General features: G+C 47.4%; 16 protein-coding genes. All 16 read left to right on the top strand.

The features are described 5' to 3' along the window. The first annotated feature begins 40 nt into the window (after positions 1–40). The 16 genes from tagH to tssH all read left to right on the top strand — a co-directional run bounded on the left by tagH (position 41) and on the right by tssH (position 22,014). Positions 41–1,888, top strand: a complete 1,848-nt coding sequence (gene tagH / locus MO867_RS01185) for a type VI secretion system-associated FHA domain protein TagH (protein ID WP_252464111.1) — start codon at positions 41–43, stop codon at positions 1,886–1,888. Beyond that, positions 1,866–2,528 carry a type VI secretion system lipoprotein TssJ gene (tssJ, locus tag MO867_RS01180; protein ID WP_252464110.1) on the top strand — a complete coding sequence of 221 codons (663 nt, stop codon included), beginning with the start codon at positions 1,866–1,868 and terminating at the stop codon, positions 2,526–2,528. The genes tagH and tssJ overlap by 23 nt, the downstream gene beginning before the upstream one ends. 72 nt (positions 2,529–2,600) lie before the next feature. Further along, on the top strand, positions 2,601–3,938 hold the full coding sequence (tssK, locus tag MO867_RS01175; protein WP_252464109.1) for a type VI secretion system baseplate subunit TssK: 1,338 nt from the start codon (positions 2,601–2,603) through the stop codon (positions 3,936–3,938). 1 nt (position 3,939) lies between these two features. Then, positions 3,940–4,803: a type IVB secretion system protein IcmH/DotU gene (gene icmH, locus MO867_RS01170; RefSeq protein WP_252464108.1), complete on the top strand. Its 864-nt coding sequence runs from the start codon at positions 3,940–3,942 to the stop codon at positions 4,801–4,803. A 56-nt stretch (positions 4,804–4,859) separates the two neighbouring features. Continuing rightward, positions 4,860–8,402 (top strand): type VI secretion system membrane subunit TssM, encoded by a 3,543-nt coding sequence (gene tssM / locus MO867_RS01165; protein ID WP_252464107.1) that lies wholly within the window; start codon positions 4,860–4,862, stop codon positions 8,400–8,402. Positions 8,403–8,416: 14 nt separating this feature from the next. Next, complete coding sequence (tagF, locus tag MO867_RS01160) at positions 8,417–9,094, top strand: type VI secretion system-associated protein TagF (protein ID WP_252464106.1); 678 nt, start codon at positions 8,417–8,419, stop codon at positions 9,092–9,094. Between the two features lie 17 nt (positions 9,095–9,111). After that, positions 9,112–9,837, top strand: coding sequence for a SapC family protein (locus tag MO867_RS01155; protein WP_252464105.1), 726 nt, complete (start codon positions 9,112–9,114; stop codon positions 9,835–9,837). A gap of 155 nt (positions 9,838–9,992) precedes the next feature. After that, positions 9,993–10,763, top strand: a complete 771-nt coding sequence (locus MO867_RS01150; RefSeq protein ID WP_252464104.1) for a hypothetical protein — start codon at positions 9,993–9,995, stop codon at positions 10,761–10,763. Between the two features lie 179 nt (positions 10,764–10,942). After that, the gene (tssA, locus tag MO867_RS01145) at positions 10,943–12,235 is read left to right on the top strand and encodes a type VI secretion system protein TssA (RefSeq protein WP_252464103.1); all 1,293 of its coding nucleotides are present in this window, start codon (positions 10,943–10,945) and stop codon (positions 12,233–12,235) included. Positions 12,236–12,279: 44 nt separating this feature from the next. Further along, positions 12,280–12,801: a type VI secretion system contractile sheath small subunit gene (gene tssB, locus MO867_RS01140; RefSeq protein ID WP_252464102.1), complete on the top strand. Its 522-nt coding sequence runs from the start codon at positions 12,280–12,282 to the stop codon at positions 12,799–12,801. Further along, positions 12,798–14,285: a type VI secretion system contractile sheath large subunit gene (gene tssC, locus MO867_RS01135; protein WP_252464101.1), complete on the top strand. Its 1,488-nt coding sequence runs from the start codon at positions 12,798–12,800 to the stop codon at positions 14,283–14,285. The genes tssB and tssC (MO867_RS01135) overlap by 4 nt, the downstream gene beginning before the upstream one ends. Positions 14,286–14,394: 109 nt before the next feature. Next, a complete protein-coding gene (tssC, locus tag MO867_RS01130) occupies positions 14,395–15,909 on the top strand; it encodes a type VI secretion system contractile sheath large subunit (protein WP_252464100.1) in 1,515 nt (504 codons plus the stop codon). Positions 15,910–15,914: 5 nt separating this feature from the next. Then, the gene (gene tssE / locus MO867_RS01125; RefSeq protein WP_252464099.1) at positions 15,915–16,388 is read left to right on the top strand and encodes a type VI secretion system baseplate subunit TssE; all 474 of its coding nucleotides are present in this window, start codon (positions 15,915–15,917) and stop codon (positions 16,386–16,388) included. Next, positions 16,388–18,217, top strand: a complete 1,830-nt coding sequence (tssF, locus tag MO867_RS01120) for a type VI secretion system baseplate subunit TssF (RefSeq protein ID WP_252464098.1) — start codon at positions 16,388–16,390, stop codon at positions 18,215–18,217. Before tssE ends, tssF begins: the two co-directional genes overlap by 1 nt. Then, positions 18,181–19,311 carry a type VI secretion system baseplate subunit TssG gene (tssG, locus tag MO867_RS01115; protein ID WP_256473668.1) on the top strand — a complete coding sequence of 377 codons (1,131 nt, stop codon included), beginning with the start codon at positions 18,181–18,183 and terminating at the stop codon, positions 19,309–19,311. Before tssF ends, tssG begins: the two co-directional genes overlap by 37 nt. A gap of 39 nt (positions 19,312–19,350) precedes the next feature. Next, complete coding sequence (tssH, locus tag MO867_RS01110) at positions 19,351–22,014, top strand: type VI secretion system ATPase TssH (protein WP_252464096.1); 2,664 nt, start codon at positions 19,351–19,353, stop codon at positions 22,012–22,014. The last annotated feature ends 131 nt before the right edge of the window (positions 22,015–22,145 follow it).

Genomic DNA, 22,145 nt, shown 5'->3' with positions numbered 1-22,145 from the left:
AAGGCTGCGAACAAACCACTATATAGTGAGCCAGGAATAAATGGATCTAATTTTATCTGTATTGGCCGACCCATCCGGCGCCAATATGCTCAAGCATACGAAACTGTTTACAAAAGCAGGCGGAAGTTTGGGGCGCTCTGCCGATAACTACTGGGTATTGCCAGATCCTGATCGAGTGGTGTCCTCAAAGCATGCGCAGATTGCTTTTGTAGAAAGTCAGTATTTTTTGATCGATACAAGTACCAATGGTACTTATTACAATGACTCGGAAAGCCCGCTGGGGAAAGGTAACCAGGTCCCTTTGAAAGAGGGTGATATTATAGTTCTTGGCGAATATCGGCTAAAAGTAGCCTTGCGCCAGCCCAAAGCGGGAAGCGATTTGCCTAAGGGGCTGGATAGTGCTGATTTCCTGGATACTTCCGATCGCACAACTTTTAGTTCCAGTGCTATGGCGAAAATGCAAAGCCAGGCGGAAGCAAAAGAACTGGATAGTTGGCTTGAGCCTGGATCCGGGGCACCTGCTGCAGAGGTTTCTCAAACTGGCGAGTGGGGCTATGTCGGAGCGAACAGTCAAGGCTCGCCCAACAGTGGCGGTTTACTCGCGTCAGAGTCTGAGCCACTGGATCCTCTCGCTGCCTTTGAACAGCCCAACATGGGCGGTGGAGCCTCTGAAGGTGCATCACTGGGAGGCTTGGTAGGTTCTGCGGGTCTACAGCAGAGCGCTAATCAGTGGTCTGAAGATGAATGGTGGAAGGATGGGAGTGGAGAGGACCACGTACCGGCTGATCGCCATTCGATGCAGGTTACCCCACAGCGAGTGCCAGAGCCGGTTGCTGAAACAGTCTCGGTGCCACAGCCACCAGTGATACCACAGCCCTCGATTCATCAAGCTCCTATGGCGGAGTATCAAGGTATGCCGCAAAAACCTGCGATTACCCCGCCGCCCCAGGCTGTGCCGCCACAACCACAACTACAGCCGCAACTACAGCCGCAACCAATAGCGCCGGGACCCGCAGAGTACTCTTCCACACCACAACCGACTCCACCATCGACACAGGATAATCCCTTTGCTGACTCTTTTGCAGCGATACAGGGGCAGCAAGTCGATGGGGCACCGGGATTTGATATAGGGCAAGGACAGGGTTCCGCACCGATAGATTTAGCTTCTCAGGCCCAGAACTTTTCTCATCTGCAACAGCAACAGCAACAGCAACAGCAACAGCAACAGATTCCCGCGACCCCACAACAGGCCCCAGTGATACCGCAACAAGGGCAGGTGCCTCCACAACGCCAAGGCCAGCCAGTCGCCTCTGTGGGTGCCAGCGTTTTTGCCGCGACACTGGGATTAAATATGAGCCCCACACAGTTACAGCAGGCGGACCAGCAGGCAGCGGAAATTGTACGGGAGACCACTGCCCGCTTGATTGATCTTTTACGGGCTAGAAATAGTATAAAAAATGAGTTACGCGTGCAGCGAACGATGATTCAGACAGAGGCCAATAACCCGCTCAAGTTTAGCGCTACCGAACGGGATGCACTGGAGGCAATGTTTGCGGGAACCGGCGCATTTATGAACCCGTCAGAGGCGGTCAAGGATAGTTTTGATGATTTGTCCGATCATCAAGTTGCCGTATTGGCGGGTATGCGTGCAGGCTATAACGCAATGCTGAAATTTTTCAGCCCGGATAATATTGAGAGAAGGTTAGGGAATACTTCTGGAGTTTTTGGCAATAAAAATGCAAAAAAATGGGAAGGTTTCACCATGATGTATAAAGACCTGATGGGAGACCCCGATAGCTGTTATCGTAAATTATTTGGCGATGAGTTCGCAGTAACTTATGAAAATCAATTATCAGAATTGAAAAATGCACGAAGCATTAAAAATTAACAAGTTGACGAAAAAGAGGGAGTTGGTTGTGTCGATTAAAAAACTATTTCAGATCGGTCTAATTGGAGTTTTGGCACTTACTGTTGTCGGATGTCAGACCACTAGGCGTACTTTGAATTTGAATACCACTGTGGAGCTGGTAGTGGATACTCGGAACAATGTGAATCCAGATGATGATGGCCGTGCGTCGCCGGTGGTCGTTCGGGTCTTTATGCTTGCGGATGAGCGTCAGTTTGCTCGGGAAGATTTTCTAAATCTCTATGAGAATGCCCAATCCCGACTCGGAAAAGACTTGATTGATACTGTCATCCTCAAGGAATTTGCTCCAGGAGAACAGCGGATTGAAGAGCTGGCGTTGACACCGGATGTGAAATATATCGGTCTTTTGGCTGAATTTGTTCAGTATCAAGATGCAGAGGCGTTAATAGTCCTGCCAATTATGGATCACAAGAAAAACGAATATCAAATATCGCTTGCGGACATCAGAATCGGTACCCCCGATGAGATTGCCAAGCGTCGTCCAGAAAAGCTATCCAATCTCTCGCAGCGTGATAGCTCTGATGGAGATACCGTCACCATCTCCAAAGAAGATTATGAAAAAATGAAAAAAACGCTCCCTGATATGCAGCAGTCTCAGTAGAGCAGAGCACTCTGCTCGGACCTGGGCGATTCGTGCCTGGGAAATGTTACGCGAGCTTTTTAAGGAACATTTATGTCGGCAAACAATAAAGTGGTCTGGAGTGAGGGTATGTTTTTACGCCCTCAACATTTCCAGCAGCAGGATCGCTATCTCGAACAGCTTGTCGAAGCGCGTACTGCTTCTCTCGGGCCCTATACTTGGGGCGTAGTGGAGTTGGCTATTGATAGTGAACCGCTTTCAATGGGAAAAATATCCCTCTCAAGGGTAAAAGCTATTTTCCCTGATGGCACCCCGATTCTTGCTCCCGAAAATGAGCACTTGCCGGATGTATTGGATGTTCCAGTTAATGCTCGCGATGAAGTAGTTTACCTGTGTGTACCAATGAAGCGCCCCGGAAGCCAGGAATCAATTCGGGATCAGGAAGACTTTCCCCAGGCGCGTTACCAAGCTTCAAACTTTGATGCGCGAAATAGTGCCGCATCGTCCGGTGAATCCGCCCGTATACAGGTAGGAAAGCTGAGAGTCTGCCTTAAGTTGGAAAGCGATGATTTGAGTGGTTATGCGGCGATTGGTGTTACCCGAATCAAAGAGCGGCTGCCGGAAAAGCCCGTTGAGCTGGATACAGATTATATCCCTCCGCTCCTGAATGCTGAGACGTCGTCTGTGATCAACGCATATATCGAAGAGGTCAAAGGTTTATTGGACCATCGTGGTTCGGCCTTGGGTCATCGTCTTAGCGATAGCGGAAGAAGCGGCTCGGCAGAGATCGCCGATTATTTACTGCTGCAGGTAATCAACCGTTTCGAGCCACTGTTAAAACAGATCACGGCGCAACCGCGTTTACACCCACACAGTTTGTTTCTTGAATTACTTCAATTGGTCGGTGAATTGTCGACTTTTACCTCACAGTCCAAGCGCCCCCCAGAAATTCCAAATTATTCGCATGAAAATCTTCAGCTAAGTTTCGCCGGTCTGTTTTCTGGGCTGCGACAGTCGCTCTCCACCGTTCTGGAGCAAACGGCGATTGCGATGGAGTTGGTACAGCGCAAATTTGGTATTTTTGTCGCGCCAGTTACAGATCCCTCTCTATTAAAGTCGGCCAGTTTTGTTATGGCCGTAAAGGCAGATATGCCTGGAGATCTGCTCCGCAGCCGCTTCCCAAGTCAGGCAAAAGTGGCTCCTGTGGAGGCTATTCGGGAGTTAATCTCCGCCCAGTTAGCTGGGTTATCGCTGCGCCCGCTACCGGTGGCTCCACGACAGATTCCCTACCACGCAGGGTTTGCTTACTTTGAAATTGAGCGAAGTGGTGAGTTGTGGCAAGCAATGACCCGCTCGGGTGGCTTTGCAGTACATCTTGGCGCAGAATTTCCAGGGCTGACCATGGAACTCTGGGCCATAAGGAATAATTGATATGAGTAATGAGAGCTTTACGCCACCGCGAGCTCCCAGTGCTGGCGACAGAACAGTATTGATACCCACGCCGGGCGCAGCCGCTCCGGCAGCTGCGCCTCAGTCTCAGCCGCAGTTTTTTGCCAACCAAGACGCGCCTGTAGAGGTTCAAATTCGCAATAGCTTGAACCCACTGGTCTCTGCTGCTTCCAAGTTGTTGGGTGTAATTATCAAATTACGCACAACGATGAATCATACCAATGTGCCAGATCTGCACAAACGGCTTACCAAAGAGATACAGGGCTTTGAGCGCGAAGCAAAGCAGCTTGCGCTAACGCCTGAATCGGTTCTTACCGCCCGTTATTTACTGTGCACCGTAGTGGATGAAGTGGTTTTAACCACACCTTGGGGTACAGCGAGTGGCTGGAGTCAGCACTCTTTGCTCAGCCTGTTTCACAAAGAAACATTTGGAGGGGAGAAGTGCTTTGTCATTCTGCAGCGAATGCTGGAAACCCCCTCCACGCACCTGGAACTGTTAGAGCTGTTTTACCTGTGCTTGAGTCTTGGTTTTCAGGGCAAGTATCGGCTTGTACAGCGCGGACATGAGCAGATAGAGCAGATCCGGGATGAGCTTTACCGAACTATAGAACAGCACAAGCAACCGATGGACAGGGATTTGTCGCCGCGCTGGCAAGGTTGTGTAGAGCGCAAGTCCGGGCTGATTCATTACATCCCTTTATGGGTCATTATGAGTGTCGTACTGGGGTTGCTGGTTGCAACCTATAGTGGTTATCGCTGGTGGCTGTATGAGACCACAACACCGGTTGCAGACCGAATTCTAGATTTGTCCAAAAGTGATAGTGAGTCTCCGCAAGGGGAAGGGTAGCACTGGGCTGATACTGATCCGGGGTACAGCTGAGTGCCTGGAAGATGGAGCAATTCATGAAACGCTTGCGCAATTTTTTTACCAACAAGTGGGTGCTGGGGCTCATAGGGCTATCAGCCTTGTCCCTTCTTATTTGGTTCGGGGCGGATTACATCAAGTTTGGCAGCGATAACGCCACACTTTCCTATTCGGTTCGTACAACCATCATAGTTTTTGTTTTTGCTATTTGGCTGGTCTGGAATATAAGCCAGTGGCTGGTTGAACGGCGTCAAAATCAAGCTCTGATCAAGGGTATTGAAGAGTCTCAAGCGGAGGATTCAGCCGATCCGGATGAAGAGCATTCCCGCGAAGAGCTGGGCGCTCTGGCTGGGCGTTTTCGCGAGGCGATGGATGTGCTGCGCAACGCGCGATTTAAATCTGATAAAGGTAAAGTGTCCCTTTATCAGCTTCCCTGGTACATCATTATCGGCCCCCCCGGTTGTGGTAAAACTACAGCACTGGTCAATTCGGGGTTGAAGTTTCCCTTGGCTCAGAGTCACGGGAAAGAAGCACTCGGGGGTGTTGGCGGCACTAGGAATTGTGATTGGTGGTTTACCAATGATGCCGTTTTGATCGATACCGCCGGACGCTATACGACTCAAGATAGCCATCGGATTTACGATAACAGTGCTTGGAAAGCTTTTCTGAGTTTGCTTAAACGATACCGTCGTCGACGCCCAATCAATGGTGCCCTCGTTGCCATAAGTTTGCAGGATTTGATGGTGCAAACTGAAGAGCAGCGCCAGCATCAAGCTAAAATCATTCGCCAGCGCGTGAATGAATTACAGCAGGAATTGGGTATTCGTTTCCCTATTTACCTGACTTTTACCAAGTGTGATCTCGTTGCGGGTTTCACTGAATTTTTCGATAACCTATCTCAAGCGGAGCGTGAGCAGGTCTGGGGAATGAGTTTCCCCCGCGAAGCGAATGCCACCCATGGGGCCCCTCTCGATAATTTTAAAGCGGAGTTTGAACAGCTCGTAGAGCGTTTAAATCAGCGAGTATTGTGGCGTGTCCACCATGAACGCAATGTAGAAAAACGTGCACTTTTGCAAGGTTTTCCTGCCCGTATGGAGAGCCTTACAGACATACTCACTGATTTCGTAAAGCAGACTTTTAGTCCGAATCGCTATGAAACTGTGCCCATGGTCAGGGGAGTCTACTTTACCAGTGGAACCCAGGAAGGGAGCCCGGTTGATCGTATGATGTCGTCCGTTACTGCGGATTTTGGACTGGAACGCAGCGCGGGACAAAAATTCCAGGGAGTCGGCAAGAGCTTTTTCTTACATCGGCTTTTGATGGATGTCATTTTTCCCGAAGCTGAACTTGTAGGGGTGAATAGAAGGATAGAGTCGGCAAACTTGTGGCTAAGGCGGGGTGTTTTTGCATCACTGACAACGGCTTTTGTCGGCGCTATTTTCTTGTGGAGTGGCAGCCTTGCACAAAATAAATCATCCATGAGTGAGGTGAGGGACAACCTTGCCGCTTATGAGGGTGCCGAAGGTGAGCTGAAAGGAAAAAGTATCACCTCAATCAATGCATTAAAAATGCTTGAACCGCTCAAGACTGCCAGCGCAGTGTACGATCGTGAAGAGCACCCATGGATTGGCAATTTGGGCCTATACGATAGCAGGATTGATAGCGCAGCAAATGATCTGTATCGGTATAAACTTGAAGGTGTTTTCCTTCCAGCCTTGTTGCGTGACATTGAAAGTGATTTAAGTCGACTTGGCAGCAACGACCCGGGGCTGGTGAGCACACTTAAAACCTACTTGATGTTCTTTAATACGGATAAGCTTGATCTCAAGACGATCGAGGACTATTACATCGCACGTTGGGAACGACAACTACCAGGCGAAGCCCAGCAACAAGAAAACCTGCGTTTTCATCTGGACCAGCTGTTTACTCAAGCACTGCCAAGTACTATCCAGGAAAATGACAGAGTGGTAGCCCGTGCACGTCAGCAATTGCGCCGTATACCGGTTCCACAGCGTCTATTTGCCCAGCTACAAAATAGTGATTTTGGGCAGACGTCTGTTGATCTCTATCAGGAGATTGGTGGAGATACACAGCAGGTTTTTGGTATGGGAGCCAATAACTCACGCTTTAGTATCCCTTTTCTTTACACAAAATCTGGGTATAAAGACCAGGACTTTGGTGCTGACTCGCAGCTGATGACGAGTATGGCTGAAGAGCGTTGGATTTACGGCGGCGATCTCAGTGGTGAGGACTTTACCGAGGCCGATAGGGAAAAATTGGGAGAGGAAGTGAAGCGAATTTATCTGGGAGAATACTTGCAGCGCTGGCAGGGCTTTCTCGGTGGGTTCAAAATTCAGAAATTCAGTAGTACTTCCCAGGCGTTGGAAACGTTATCGAAATTATCGGACCCTATTTATTCGCCATTGCTCGCGATAACAGAGATCACTTCGGATAATACGCGGCTGACGTTGCGCCCTGAAGTGCCCGTAGATGCTTCGGGAGTGCCACTGCCAGTATCCAGCACTACTCGCCAGTTGGGGCGTGTGGCAATAGGTAGCGCTGCGGGTGCTTTGCAGGACCGTTATAAGCCCAACATAGTGGATGTGAGGTTTGAAGAGATTCAACGCATCACCCAAAGCGAAAAGGGCAGACCTGCTCGTATCCAAGAGTATCTGGTCACAATCAATAAGATTCAGGAATACTTGACTGAGATTGATAGTGCGCCAGATTCAAACCAAGCAGCTTTTGCTCGTGCCACAGCGCGTTTTGCCGGCGGCAGTGACGCGATTAAACAGCTGAGAGTTAAGGCTGCAAATGCACCGGCACCCTTCGATCAGTGGCTGACAGATATTGCAGATAGTACCTGGGGATTGGTTATGGCCAAAACCAAGGCCCATATTAATCGGATGTGGCGTGAGGAGGTTTACTACAGTTACAGCAACAGTCTTGCCAATCGCTATCCACTGCGTAGTGATCGCGAGCAAGAAGTACCGGTTATGGAATTTAATCAGTATTTTAAGCCCGGGGGCATTGAAGAAAAATTTGTTGATCAGTTCCTGAAGCCATTCGTAGATACCAGAAACTGGAAAATAAAATATGTGGAAGGGCAAGGCATCCACCTTTCCCGTGAAGCCCTTTCACAGTTGAGGCGAGCTGAGCGTATTCGTAAAACATTCTTTAGTACTGGTGGAGCTGCCTCTTACACATTCCGTATTGAGCCTACAAAGCTGGATTCCAGTGTGCGTCTCTTTGAACTGGAGCTTGGGGAGCAACGGGTGCCTTATTCCCATGGGCCAAAAACGGCTAAAAAGTTAACTTGGCGTGGCGGTGAAAGTAATCGGGTACGTATCATTTTTGAAGATTTGAATGAAACGGTACATCGTAAGCACTTTGAAGGTGATTGGGCCTGGTACCGCTTGTTGGCCAGTTCGGATCTTGAGGCAGGTAGAAGTAATGCTGAGCATTTTGTTACTTTTACTGAAGAGGGTCGCAGAGCCCAGTTTAAATTGATCGCATCTAATGTGAATAATCCATTTGATCGCAGTTTACTACGCGGCTACCGATGTCCTGAGACCCTTTAAGCGGAGTGAGTAGGTTGCATAATACAGTAGGTATTTTCGGTAAATTGCCGGGACATGGTGATTTCGTTCAGCGCCAATTACCTGGCAGTTTTGTTTCTGTTTGGGATGGCTGGTTGCAGCGTTCAGTTTTTGGTTCCCGTGAACTCGTTGGGCAAGAATGGCTGGATTACTACCTGACCAGCCCGGTATGGCGGTTTGTTCATGGTAAAGGCATTATTGATAATCATGCCTGGGCTGGAATTCTGGTTCCGAGTGTAGATAGTGTTGGACGCTATTTCCCTCTGACATTCGCGGCACCATTGTCTCCAGTAATCGATGCATTTGCTTTTATGTCAGATGCCAAGAATTGGTTCCAAAATCTGTCAGAGCTAGCCATTACGGCTTTGCAGAATATGTTACATGCGGACCAACTATGTGAGGCATTCAGTGCTCCCCCGGATAGAGCAGGAATAATTTCCCTACCACCGACACAGGGTGATTTTATTGTATCGACCAGCCAATCGAAGAGCCTAGAAAGGGGCTACGCTGGCTTATTGGGACAGGTGAGCAAGAACCATTTCTCTGCGTATAGTTTGTGGTGGAGTGAAGGATCGCAGCACTTGGCGCCCACAACTTTGCTGTGTCCCTCTCTGCCGAGTCCAGAACTTTACAGCTCTATGCTGGGTGCCCGGTTGCATCAAAATGCGACTTAAGTCGTCGGGAGTGTAATATGAAAAAGCTGGTTATTTTAGATAAAAAAAGACACCGTAAATATCAAGTTTTAAAGGCTGATATTTCACATAGCCATGATCTGCATATTTGCACAGTTTCGCTGGCTGAATTTAACCCGCTAGCGAGAGCGTGCCCTATTATTTTTACAGCCTCAAAAGAGACTGGCAGGCTCGAAAGCTGCGCTCTTCTTGGAGTTAAACCAGGTCAAAATCTATTTTGGCAGAATGGTGAGTGGCAGGGTGATTACATTCCCTCTGCAATCCGAAATCATCCTTTTTATCTGAGGTATAAACCGGGTGATTTTACGAGTGCATATGTGTGCGTTGATACCTCACAGTTACTCTTGGGTGAGGGCAGGGCTGAGGGGGTTGATTTATTTGATGACAAAGGGGAACCCAGCCAATATCTGTTAGAAACGCAGCATCGTTTGAAAGTCATGCATGCTCGACGCCTTCAGGATTGGGAATTTGTGAGTTGTCTGCAGAAGTTGGGTTTGCTTCAAGAGAAAGTGATACTTGTCGACTTGCCAGGTAATACAAAGCATAAACTTAAGGGCGCCTTTTGTATTTCTGAGGAGCGGCTCGGAAAACTTGCACAGGCTGAATTTCTGAGTTTACGTAATAAAGGGTATCTTCCCTATATTTATGCACACCTTTTTTCCCTGCAGCAATCATCGAAACTGAGTGCTTTACACAAAAGCAACCAGACGCAAATACTTCATTGATACAATAATCAATGTTTAGCCAGTTTTAGTGGGGTTTACTGGACTAGGCAGTTAAATGGATCACTTGCCGAGTAGAGTTTGACTGGAATTGATAGTGGGAAATCGAGAGTTCTGGTTTACAAAAAGTATCAGAGCAGGAAGCTAAGGTTACTGATATGTCTTATAAGGTAATTTTTACCGGGGAAATTAGAGGTTCTGCAGAACGACGTCATGCGATAGCCGCATTGGGTCGGGAATTTGGCTTGGGGTTTGGCCAAATTAAAGGACTCCTGGCTGGATTGAACCCCCAGATAAAAGTAACGGAAGATAGGGGGGAGGCCTGCCAGATGATGAAGAAATTCTGGCTGGCTGGGTGGCATACACAGTTGTGTCTGGGCGATCAGTTAATGCACTGTACTGTGAAGTCCAGTAATTCAGGTGATCCGCCTTTACCCAGCGCATTTGACTATTTACAAAGTGTCGATAAAGCGATATCTATAGGTGTTCCGAGTGGTTGGCAAGCATTTGACAACCTGAATAATGAAGCGGAACTTCAGGCGGGAAGCGCGCAATCAAATCGTTACCTGATTGTCTTGCGACAGCTACGAAAACAGCTTCCCCAGAGCTTGACTATTGATGAGTTTGGTACAGCTCAGATTCAGCAGTGCTTGGCACGGGTAGCGAACGGAAAACTAATATCCGGGCCCAGATCTACGCAGAGTAATGATCTGCAAGGCTGTGTCTTTGAGATGTCCGCGGATGTGGCCAATACGCCAGTTTGTTACCAGGTCACATTTTTTCAGAATCAAGAGAGTTTTTACTCGGTATTTTTATGGTCTGATCAGGAGAGTTTTCCAAAAAGCAAAATAGAGTTTGTGCAAATTTTTGCCACATTTAAGGCAGTGACCAATAGGGATAAATGTGTCTCAACAACAGTTCCTGCGTAATAGCTTGGAATAAGAAGCCAAAATCTAACAAAAATAAATCGCGTACAATTGTCAACAGTGCATGTTTTTCGAAGTAATGGGTATCCAGCGCATCATTTGCCTTGATTAGATATCTACAACGTGTACTCTTCTCAGAATTCTGATTAAAGCATTTGATTCGGTATAAGGGACTTTATTTGATGGCATTCCCAAACACGATAAATATCGATGAATTAGTTGCCCCAATCTCGGCAGATAATCCTGTAGGGGAAGATATCCGCGAGGATCGTTCGCCAACTTCAGACTATTACTCAATCAAAGATGCACGGAATAGTGCACGGGCCGCTGAGCGCTCGGCCATGTTTGATGATGTCGACACGGATTTGCTTGCCCCCTGGAAAGATGTTGCCAAAGCTGCGGAAAAAATTCTCAGCAAAAAAAGCAAAGATTTAGAGGTGGCAAGCTGGTATACCGAAGCATTGATTCGCTTGCAAGGTTTTACCGGGTTGAGAGATGGCTTGCAACTGATTGACCAGCTTGTCGAACAGTTCTGGGATGGTTTGTACCCCCTTCCGGATGAAGATGGCCTTGAAACCAAGGTCGCTCCCTTGACCGGCCTGAATGGCGATGGCGGCGACGGTACCTTGATGATGCCTATCCGCAGTGCAGGTATTACGCCTGAGGGAGATTACGGAGATTATTCCTTCGTCCAGTTCCAACAGGCAAGAGATGCTGACAGGATCGCCGATGAAGATGCCAAAGTAGCTCGGATTGAAACCCTGGGTTACAACCTTGAAGCTATAGATCAATGTGTAAACAGTGCGAGCGCTGAATGGGCTCAAAATTTGGTTCAAACGATTGAGTCGGCGTTTGACCACTACAAAGCCATCAATAGTAGTTTGCGCCAGAGCTGCGGCCATGATGCTCCACCGTCGACCAATGTTTCTTCTCTGTTGGATGAGGTTCTGCGCACCAGTCGTTTTATCTATAAGACACACCTTGAGTCCTTAGAGCAGGCGAAGGAGGAGCAAAGTAGTTCAAGCGCCAATGAGCCGGTGGCAGAGGTGCAGATTGATAGTACCGCAGTCACTATGGCTGCGGTCGGCGTACCTATTCCCAGTGGACCAGTGACATCCAGAGAGGATGCTTTGAAGTTGCTAGAGCAGGCGGCAAAGTATTTTCGTACCTATGAGCCCCATACCCCACTGGCTCCAGGGTTGGAAAGGTTGATCGGCTGGGGGCGTATGACCGTTTCGGAATTGATGTCGCAGCTATTGCCCGACGACCAATCAAAGGCCATGTACTCCCAGCTGACCGGAGTACGTCTCGATGGCACTGATACTCAAAAATATGTAGCCCCACCAGTGACAACAAGTGGCACTTCATCAGCTCCTGCGGTTGCCGCCGATGCGCCTTCAGAAAGTGCGTCTGCGCCAGTCTCTGATGAGGGTTGGGGTGAGCAACCGCAAGAAGAAGCCAGCGCTGGTTGGTAGTTAACTAAGAACAGCAGTCCCTAAAGTCGGAAAGGAGACCTGAGATGTCTGAGAGCATCCACAATAAACTCAAGCGCGTGCGTAAGCCGCGTGTGCATATTACTTACGATGTTGAAACGAATGGAGCCGAAGCTAAAAAGGAACTTCCTTTTGTGGCGGGTGTGATGGGCGATTACTCTGGTGACAATGCAGAGAGTCGTAAGGCATTGAAAGATCGTAAATTTATCCAGATTGATCGAGATAACTTCAACGATGTCATGGGTAAGGTTAAGCCAAAGCTAAACCTGCAGGTGGAAAACACCTTATCCGGTGATGGCAGCAAAATGGCAGTTAATCTCGATTTCAATAACATGGATCAGTTCTCTCCTGAGCAGATTGTTGAGCAGGTGGAACCGCTCAAGCAGTTACTTGAAGCCCGCAGCAAGTTGCGTGACTTACTGAGTAAGGCTGATCGTTCAGAAGAGCTTGAGAAGGTGCTCGAGGATATTCTTAAAAGCACAGAGAATGTAAGTGCTATATCCGAGCAACTGGGCCTGAACGAGGATAAAGGAGAGGATTCAGAATGAGCACTGAAGTAGAAAATGTTGCCGGTAGTGAAGCTGAAGAGCAATCAGCCAATCTTCTGGATCAGGCAATTGCTGCGACTAAGCAAACCGAACCTCAAGAAGCACAGGACTTACTGGCGAACCTGACCGAGCAGGTATTGAAAGGGACTGTTACTTGGGATCGTAACCTCACCCAAACAATTAAAGCTGCAGTCAGTGCGATTGATAACGCAATGTCACAACAGCTATCTGCCATTCTGCACGATGAGAAATTCCAGAAGCTTGAAGGCTCATGGCGCGGCCTGAATCATTTGGTAATGAACTCTGAAACAGGCGCTACCATGAAGATCCGCATGCTCAACTTGAGCAAGCGAGAGCTATTCCGCGATTTGGATAAAGCGGTTGAGTTCGATCAGAGCCAGACTTTCAAGAAAATTTATGAAGAAGAATTTGGCACTGCTGGTGGTGAGCCTTATGGTGTGATGATTGGTGATTTTGAATTCACCAGCCACCCTGAGGATATTGAACTTCTTAGCAAAATGTCCAATGTAGCGGCTGCGGGATTCTGCCCTTTCGTTGCAGCCGCTGGCGCTGGCATGTTTGGATTTGACGACTACACAGAGTTGTCCAAGCCTAGAGATTTGGGTGGAATTTTTGAATCGGCAGAGTACATCAAGTGGCGCAGTTTCCGGGATAGTGACGATTCCCGTTTTGTCACACTGGTGATGCCGCGCACCTTGGCACGTACCCCATACGGCGCCAACACCAAGCCGATTGAAGCTTTTGATTTTGAAGAATTTGAAGTGGACGAGAGTGGCGTGTCCCGTCCTGCAGATCACGATCAGTACTGCTGGATGAATGCTTCTTATGTTATGGGCACGACCATGACAAAAGCATTTTCGGAGAACTCCTGGTGTACCGCCATTCGCGGTGCTGAGGGTGGTGGTAAGGTAGAAGGTCTTCCGTCACACGTTTTCAAGAGTGATGATGGCGACTTGGACCAGAAGTGTCCCACCGAAATCGGTATTACTGATCGCCGCGAAGCTGAGTTGAGTGCTCAGGGTTTCCTGCCTTTGTGTCATTACAAGAATACGGATTACTCGGTATTCTTCGGTGCGCAAAGTGCCCAGGACCCAAAAGCGTATGATGACCCCGATGCAACTGCAAATGCGGCTATCTCTGCACGCCTTCCTTATTTGATGGCAACCTCACGTATCGCCCACTACCTGAAAGTGATGGCGCGCGATAAAGTCGGCTCCTTTATGGAAGCAAGTGACTGTGAGCGCTGGTTGAATAAGTGGATTTCCCAATATACCAATTCCAATCCGGATGCCAGTCCTGAGATGAAAGCCAAATACCCGCTTTCTGAGGCTCGGGTAGAAGTTAAGGAAATTCCTGGACAGCCTGGATGCTACAGTGCGATTGCCTATCTGAAACCTTGGCTACAGATGGAAGAACTGACAACATCTATGCGTATGGTGGCGAATATCCCGTCTGCGGGATAATTACCCCAGGTCCACTCCGTAGGGGGTGGACCTTCTCTTCGAGAGGTCTTGCTCAAGGCCTGAGTTTACCGCTACTTATTCAAATAATAATTCATGTTGGAGTATACCGGTGCCCCGTGCAGCACATGACCAAATATCGGAAGATCAGACTGATGTTCTACCGGAAAAATTGGCGAGAGGGCAGCAGAATGAACTACGAAAGTTTCTGCAAGAACTGGATGACCTTTTTGCATTTGAATATTGGCTGAAAGAATTATGCCCCTGTACCAATAGGGATAATTACTCCGTTCGTCAGTACCTGAATCGAATAATCGTTGAGCTGGATGAAATTATCTGCGATCAATTAAATCGGATAATACACCATCCGCGATTCCAGCGACTGGAAGCCAGTTGGCGTGGCTTATCCTTATTGGTATTTGATACTCCACATACGGAAAATATCAAAATAAAACTTCTGGATGCTAGCTGGAAGGATCTGACCAAGGATATTGAAAGGGCTCCAGATTTCGACCAGTCCGGCCTCTTCCATCTTGTATACAATGAGGAGTTCGGCACTCCAGGAGGCGAGCCATTTGGGCTGTTACTGGGGGATTACTATGTCTCCCATCGTCCTCTGCCTGATCATCCGTATGATGATGTTTTCACCTTACAAGGCATTGCACACACAGCAGCAGCGGCTTTTGCACCTTTCGTCTGTGCCTCTGCTCCCCAATTATTTGGTATTGATCATTTTTCTGATTTAGCTAAGCCCATTAATTTTTCCGAAGTGTTCCGCCAGAAAGAATATATTCGCTGGAACAGCCTAAGAGATCTTGAGGACAGCCGCTTTATAGCTCTGACTCTTCCACAAATTTTAATGCGCGAACCCTATAATCAAGAGTTCTCCTCATATCGTGGATTAAGATTTCAGGAACAAGTTGCTGCTTCCCACAGTCGGAACTATTTGTGGGGCAATGCCTGCTTTGCTTTGGGTGCGGTTTTACTCCGAGAGTTTAGTGAGGTGGGGTGGTTTTCCCATATCAGGGGTGTTGCACGCGATCATTTGGGCGGTGGGCTTGTCACTCAGCTGCCGATGGTGCCCTATAAGCCGGATAGTACGCCGGGGATGATTCGCATGGCCACTTCAATTTTGGTGACTGATTTCGCAGAGCGTGACTTAAGTGAACTGGGGTTTGCCTGTTTAAATCACTGCTATGACACCCCTTACAGTGCCTTTAATAGTGTTCCCTCATTACAGCGAGCAAAACAGTACAGCTCCAAAGCAGCTACAGCCAATGCCCGCATTAGTTCTATGTTGCAACAAATACTTTGTGCTTCCCGTTTTGCCCATTACATCAAGGTGATGATTAGAGATAAAGTCGGTGCCTATATGAATGCCGCTGACTGTGAGCGACAACTTCAGCATTGGCTGGATCAATATACAACGGGTAGAGATGATCTCTCTTGGGAAATGTTAGCGAGATACCCCTTGCGTGAGGCGCGTGTTCGAGTTGCAGACGAGCCCGGAAAAGCCGGTAGTTATCAGAGTGTGATTCATCTAAAGAGCCACTATACCGTAGATCATCTTGTGTCTGAGCTAAAACTTACTACTGCATTGGCAACAATCGGTGTAGGGGCCGCATAGCGATTATGGCAAAAGAAAAACGTTTATTAGCACCAGTCCTGGATCGTCTATTACAGTCCTCCAGCAAACTGGACATGCATCAGTCTCACCAGGTTTTGAGGCAGTTAAGAGAGGGTGTGCGCCGGGATTTGGAATACTTGTTTAATACACGTTTTAAATGTATTTCGGCCCCAGCAGCGCATGAGTACTTGCAAAAATCCAATATTAATTATGGTTTACCAGACTTATCAACCGTAAACCTATCCTCTTCAGATAGCCGAAAACAGTTTTGTCGGGATATTGAGAAAACGGTTTTAAGTTTCGAGCCCAGAATACGCTCGGTAAAAGTTACAACACAAGATAAAGTGGATGTCGAAGATCCCAGCATCCGATTTCGAGTGGAAGCTGTGTTGCATATAAACCCGGCATCAGAAATTATAGTATTTGATTCGGCACTAAACCCGGTTACCCAGTTGGTAGACGTGTCTGAGATTATGTGATGAGTGAAAAACTGATAGATCTCTACGAGCGTGAATTGGCATTTATTCAGCAAACTTCTGCTGAATTTGCCAAGATGCATCCCGCTGCGGCATCCAGGCTTCAGCTGGATGCAGATACAGTTGATGACCCTCTGGTAGGGCGATTGTTATCTGGGTTTGCCTACATGAACGCGCGGGTACAGCAGAAGTTAAGTGATGACTTCCCAGAGTTAACAGATGCGATGCTGGAAACTCTGTACCCCCATTATCTTCGTCCAATCCCCTCCTGTGCCATTGTTCAGTTTGAACCGGAGAAGGACCTAGATGCCATTACTTCCGTAGGGGCAAGGACATTGTTAGAGAGCGATAGCTTCCAAGGGCAAACTTGTCGCTTTACAACCAGTTATCCTACAGAAATCTGTCCCTTTCAGGCTGTCAGCGCGAGTCTCATGCCCAGACCCTTTATAGCTCCTGGGTGTAATGATATTCAGGGTGCAAACGCAGTATTGAAACTTTCGCTAAAAACACTCAGTCCTGATATTAGTTTTTCAGAGTTAGGCCCGGATAGTTTCCGATTCTTTTTGCGTGGCCAGCCATCGCATATATTTAGTTTGTACGATTTACTGTTGAGCAAATGCGTAAAGTTAGTTGTCGCCAACGGCGAGAGTGACCCCAAGCCAACTTTCCTTTCACCTGAGGAAATAAACCAAGTGGGCTTAGGTGTTGATGAAGGGTTGCTACCCTATCCAGAGACTGCATTCATTGGCTATCGTTTGCTCACTGAATATTTTGCATTTCCTGAAAAATTTTTATTTTTGGATATTTTAAATGTACAGAATGCGTTGAACGATAGTTATGGAGACACTCTAAATCTATATTTCTATCTTTCAGAAACTCATGAAGAGTTAGAAAAGCAACTTGTCCCAGGAATGTTCGCGCTGGGTTGTACGCCGGCTGTTAATTTGTTTAATCAAAGTGCAGACCCGATACCGCTTAGCCATACACAATATAGTTATCATGTTGTTCCAGATGCCCGCCGTAGTGATGGCCTGGAAATATACTCAGTCGATGAAGTAGCGGCTACCGATGGAGATGGAGAGACGACTCGATATCGTCCTTTTTACGGCATACAGCACAGTCAGTATCACTCGGAGCAGACGGCATTCTGGTTTAGTCGCCGAAGAGATGTTATCGAAGGTGAGCATCGTAATGAACAAGCGTCTGAAATCGATATTAATCTTGTTGATCTTGACTTTAATCCACACCGGATTAGCGATCAGACGCTTGATATAAAGCTGACTTGCTGCAACCGTAATTTACCGAAAAAATTACCTAGTGGTAGCTCTCAACCTTACCTGGAAGTTGTTGATGGAGATTTGCCTGCAAGCAGAATTAGCTGTGTAGTATCACCGACAGCAACACTACGGCCACCGCGCCGTGAAAGAGGGTACTGGCGATTGATTTCTCATCTTAATCTGAACCACCTGTCATTATCAGGTTCAGAAGGATGTAATGCTCTAAAAGAAATATTCAGGCTTTACGATTTTCGTGACTCAGCGAGTACGCGTAACCTGATTGAGTCGTTATTAAAATTAAATACCAAGCCGGTAACCGCTCCGATTCAGATCGATCAAAGTGTCGTTTTGTGCCGTGGTACAGAGGTGGAGATTGAACTGGATTCAATGATGCTGACCGGTACAAGCCCATTACTTTTTGCCAGTATTATCGAGCGTTTTCTGGGTTTGTATTGTTCGATTAATTCGTTCACGAAATTAATAGCCACTATGAGTGGTCGAGATGGAGAATTAAAGAGATGGCCACCTCGCGCCGGCGAAAAAGCTTTACTGTAATTGAGCGTTTGCGTCGTGAGCCCTATAGTTTTGACTTTTTTCAGTCAGTAAGGCTTGTTGAACGCGCAGTCCACTTGGCAGGTTCAGATTTTTGTAAAGAGTCTATAGGCAGTGCTGCACCGCCTGCAAAGGAGTTGATACGTTTTAGTGCGCAATCTGGGCTCTCATATATTAGCTCAGATGTTTTACGCCTTGAAAAAAAGACGATTCAACAAGATGAGTCGAGTGATGAAGAGTCGCATCAGTGGCACATGGAGGTGGGCTTCACTGGATTGATAGGTAGTCAGGGAGTAATGCCCTATTACCTGACTGAATTAGTGCAAAAAGAACTCCGGGAAAATAATACGGCCCTTCGTGATTTTCTCGATATGTTCAACCATCGCAGTATCTCATTATTTTATCAGGCTTGGCATAAATACCAACTGCCAGTTAATTATGAGCGACAGCGGTTACAAAATTCCCGGGAACCGGATAAATTTACCCATGCCTTAGCATCATTGGCGGGGCTCGGCACTAGCGAGATGCGTTATCGTATGCCGATCCCGGATGAAGCTCTACTGGGAATGACGGGGCATTTATCCAGTGGACGCTGCTCAGCGACTGCCTTATCCAGTATGATCAAACATTATTTCGATCTCTCGGTTAGGATTGAGCAATTTCAAGGCCAGTGGGATGAGTTGCCAAGTGATATTTTGTGTCGCCTACCCAGTGATGAAATTCCTCGAGGAATAAATAATAGCCTGGGCGTAAATACAATTTTAGGAACTCATTGTTTTCAGGCACAAAATAAATTCCAGGTGATTATTGAGTCAATGGCCTATGAACAGTTTATGACCATTGCACCAGGAACAAAAAAACTTGAAGCATTGAAAGAATTTATAAGATTTAGTGCCGGTATAGAATTAGATTTTGAACTTTCAGTAACGCTCTCTACCAGCCAAGTGAGCCCTATCCAGCTGAATAAAAAAGCTGAAAATGAACCTTTGCTTGGCTGGAATACCCATATGGCTAGCGAACAAGATGGCGAGAGACTTGTCCAGATTACCCTGAGTGCTGACAACATTTCACCTGATGAAGCTTTACCTGCAGCATAAGTAATAACTAACAATACTATTTAGGAAAGGAAATTCAACGTGATCAATATCGATTTAAAGCGGCTGGTCGATACCATGACGCCGCATATGCGCGACTCGCTTGAGGGAGCTGCAGGACTGTGTTTATCACAGAATCAATATAATGTTGAGTTGGAGCACTGGTTGCTAAAGTTACTGGATCAGTCTGATACAGACTTGTATCATTTGCTTGAAAAGCATGACTGTAATGCTGCGACCTTTGCCAAGCAACTTGCCACTGCTATCGCAGCATTTCGTTCCGGAAGCAGTCGCCCCCCAGCTTTGTCTCCTACCATTGTCGAAGCAGCTAAAAACTCCTGGATGCTCGCTTCTATTGATTACGGCCATAGAGCGATTAGTTCTGGGCACATGCTGGCCGCACTCTTGTTGGAAGAAACCTCACGACGTCAGATTCTGGAATCTTGCCCTGAACTGAAACAAATTGCGCCTGAATCTATCCGTGAAACAGCACGGGCGATGTTTGGACAAAGTGGAGAGTCCAGCCATGTCGGTGCGGTCTCGGGCATGGACGACGGTGCCGCTGCGGTTGCAGCTGCAGCGAGTAAGGCCCCAGCATTGGACAAGTACACGATAAACCTGACCGAGAGAGCTAAGAAGGGCGAAATCGATCCTGTATTGGGCCGTGACGAAGAGATTCGCCAATGTATAGATATCCTGACTCGCCGCCGACAAAATAACCCAATTCTTACCGGTGAGGCTGGTGTTGGTAAAACTGCGGTGGTTGAAGGGTTTGCTCTTCGTATTGCCAGTGGCGACGTTCCTGGGCCTCTTCGCGGTGTTGCCGTGCGCACACTGGACTTGGGCCTATTACAGGCTGGCGCCAGTGTAAAAGGTGAATTTGAGAGCCGCCTGAAGTCTGTAATAGAAGAAGTGCGCGCATCGGTGACACCAATTATTTTGTTTATTGATGAAGCTCATACCATGATCGGTGCGGGTGGCAAGGAAGGGCAGGGGGATGCCGCTAACCTGTTAAAACCAGCGTTGGCTAGAGGTGAATTGCGCACACTGGCCGCAACGACCTGGGTTGAATACAAAAAGTACTTTGAGCGCGATCCGGCCTTAACGCGCCGATTTCAAGTGGTGAAAGTAGAGGAGCCGAGTGAGCAAAATGCCATCGATATGATGCGTGGTATTGCCACCTCCCTAGAGCAGCATCATAAAGTGCGTATTCTTGATGAAGCAATTATTGCCTCAGTTAAGCTTTCTCACCGTTATATACCGGGGCGCCAACTGCCTGATAAATCTGTCAGCCTATTGGATACCGCCTGTGCTCGCGTTGCTCTCAGCCAGTCTGCTACACCCGGCGCAATTGAAGACGCACGAATTAATATCGATCGAACCAATACCACTCTGGCTAAACTTGAGCGGGAAAATGCGGCTTTTGGTGAGCATGAAGAGCAACTCAAAGAATTAACAGAGTTCAAACAATCTGAAGGAAAGCGTTTACTCGTCCTTGAACAACAGCTTGTTAATGAGAATGAGTTGATTGAGCAAATTCAAAACCTTAGGGATCAGATTGATATTGAGTTTAGTAAAACTCAGAGTACTGACGAAACACCGGATGAAGCGCTCTTAGCGGATTATCAGCAGCAACTTAAGAGCTTAACTGCGGACTTGCACGCTATCCAGGGTGATACACCATTGATGCAGCCGGCAGTTGATGAGCAATCTATTGCCGCGGTTGTTGCCAACTGGACAGGCATTCCCGTTGGAAAAATGGTCAGTGATGAAATTGTTGCCATTAAAACCTTAGCCGCACGCCTGAATAATCGTGTAATCGGGCAGCCTCATGCTATCGAAGCCGTTGCCCAGGCCATTCGTACCTCACGGGCAGGATTAACTGATCCGCGCAAGCCGGTTGGTGTGTTTATGTTTTGTGGCACCAGTGGTGTCGGCAAGACCGAAACAGCTTTGGCTTTGGCTGATGAACTATTCGGTGGTGAGCAGAATATCACCACAATCAATATGGCTGAATTTAAGGAGGAGCATAAGGTATCTATGCTTTTGGGTTCTCCTCCCGGGTATGTCGGCTATGGTGAAGGTGGTGTTCTCACAGAAGCTGCGCGCCGTAAACCGTATTCGGTCATTTTGCTGGATGAAATGGAAAAAGCTCATCCTGGTGTTCAGGATATTTTTTACAACTTGTTTGATAAGGGCACGATCAAGGATGGCGAAGGTCGGGATATCGACTTCAAGAATACCGTTATCATAATGACATCCAATGCTGGGGAGGACGCAATTAGAGCGATATTTTCTCAGGTTGAGGAAAAGCCTGAGCCAGATGTACTACTGGATAATGTACGTCCGCATCTATTACAAAAATTTAAACCGGCATTTCTCGGCCGCGCAAATGTAGTAGCTTACTACCCTCTCGACGATGAGAATTTGGTGGAAATCTGCAAAATTAATATGCGTAAGATTGAGAAGCGAGTTCGGGAGCACTACGGTGCTTTATTCAGTTATGATGAGGATGTTCTGATCAATATCGTTGCTCGCTGCCACGAAGCAGATACCGGGGCTCGAAATATTGAAGTTATTCTGAATAAGACACTTTTGCCAGAGCTAGCCAGTGAATGCCTGGATAAAATGGCTAGAGGAGAAGAGGTTAAAGAGATTAGAGTATCTGCTACAGAGGAAGGTGACTTTAGCTATATGGTGCATTAAAATATAAGGGAGGCTCGATGGTATATTTTGATACCATCGAGCCTTTAAACGTATGCCAAGCTTTGGACTTTCAAACTCATATAGCTCAAAGCAGCTTTACCTAGATATTAGTTTTTTGTGAGAGCTCACTT

The sequence above is a fragment of the Microbulbifer okhotskensis genome, from assembly GCF_023895975.1.
GTDB lineage: Bacteria > Pseudomonadota > Gammaproteobacteria > Pseudomonadales > Cellvibrionaceae > Microbulbifer > Microbulbifer okhotskensis.
This window is presented reverse-complemented; position numbering and strand designations above follow the sequence as displayed.

What these genes read in the sequence shown, in the direction of transcription:
- tagH (WP_252464111.1), top strand. Translation starts at nt 41, where the DNA reads ATGGATCTAATTTTATCTGTATTGGCCGACCCATCCGGCGCCAATATG.
- tssB (WP_252464102.1), top strand. Translation starts at nt 12,280, where the DNA reads ATGTCTGAGAGCATCCACAATAAACTCAAGCGCGTGCGTAAGCCGCGT.
- tssE (WP_252464099.1), top strand. Translation starts at nt 15,915, where the DNA reads ATGGCAAAAGAAAAACGTTTATTAGCACCAGTCCTGGATCGTCTATTA.
- tssJ (WP_252464110.1), top strand. Translation starts at nt 1,866, where the DNA reads ATGCACGAAGCATTAAAAATTAACAAGTTGACGAAAAAGAGGGAGTTG.
- tssC (WP_252464101.1), top strand. Translation starts at nt 12,798, where the DNA reads ATGAGCACTGAAGTAGAAAATGTTGCCGGTAGTGAAGCTGAAGAGCAA.
- tssF (WP_252464098.1), top strand. Translation starts at nt 16,388, where the DNA reads ATGAGTGAAAAACTGATAGATCTCTACGAGCGTGAATTGGCATTTATT.
- MO867_RS01155 (WP_252464105.1), top strand. Translation starts at nt 9,112, where the DNA reads ATGAAAAAGCTGGTTATTTTAGATAAAAAAAGACACCGTAAATATCAA.
- tssK (WP_252464109.1), top strand. Translation starts at nt 2,601, where the DNA reads ATGTCGGCAAACAATAAAGTGGTCTGGAGTGAGGGTATGTTTTTACGC.
- tssG (WP_256473668.1), top strand. Translation starts at nt 18,181, where the DNA reads ATGGCCACCTCGCGCCGGCGAAAAAGCTTTACTGTAATTGAGCGTTTG.
- tssM (WP_252464107.1), top strand. Translation starts at nt 4,860, where the DNA reads ATGAAACGCTTGCGCAATTTTTTTACCAACAAGTGGGTGCTGGGGCTC.
- icmH (WP_252464108.1), top strand. Translation starts at nt 3,940, where the DNA reads ATGAGTAATGAGAGCTTTACGCCACCGCGAGCTCCCAGTGCTGGCGAC.
- MO867_RS01150 (WP_252464104.1), top strand. Translation starts at nt 9,993, where the DNA reads ATGTCTTATAAGGTAATTTTTACCGGGGAAATTAGAGGTTCTGCAGAA.
- tssA (WP_252464103.1), top strand. Translation starts at nt 10,943, where the DNA reads ATGGCATTCCCAAACACGATAAATATCGATGAATTAGTTGCCCCAATC.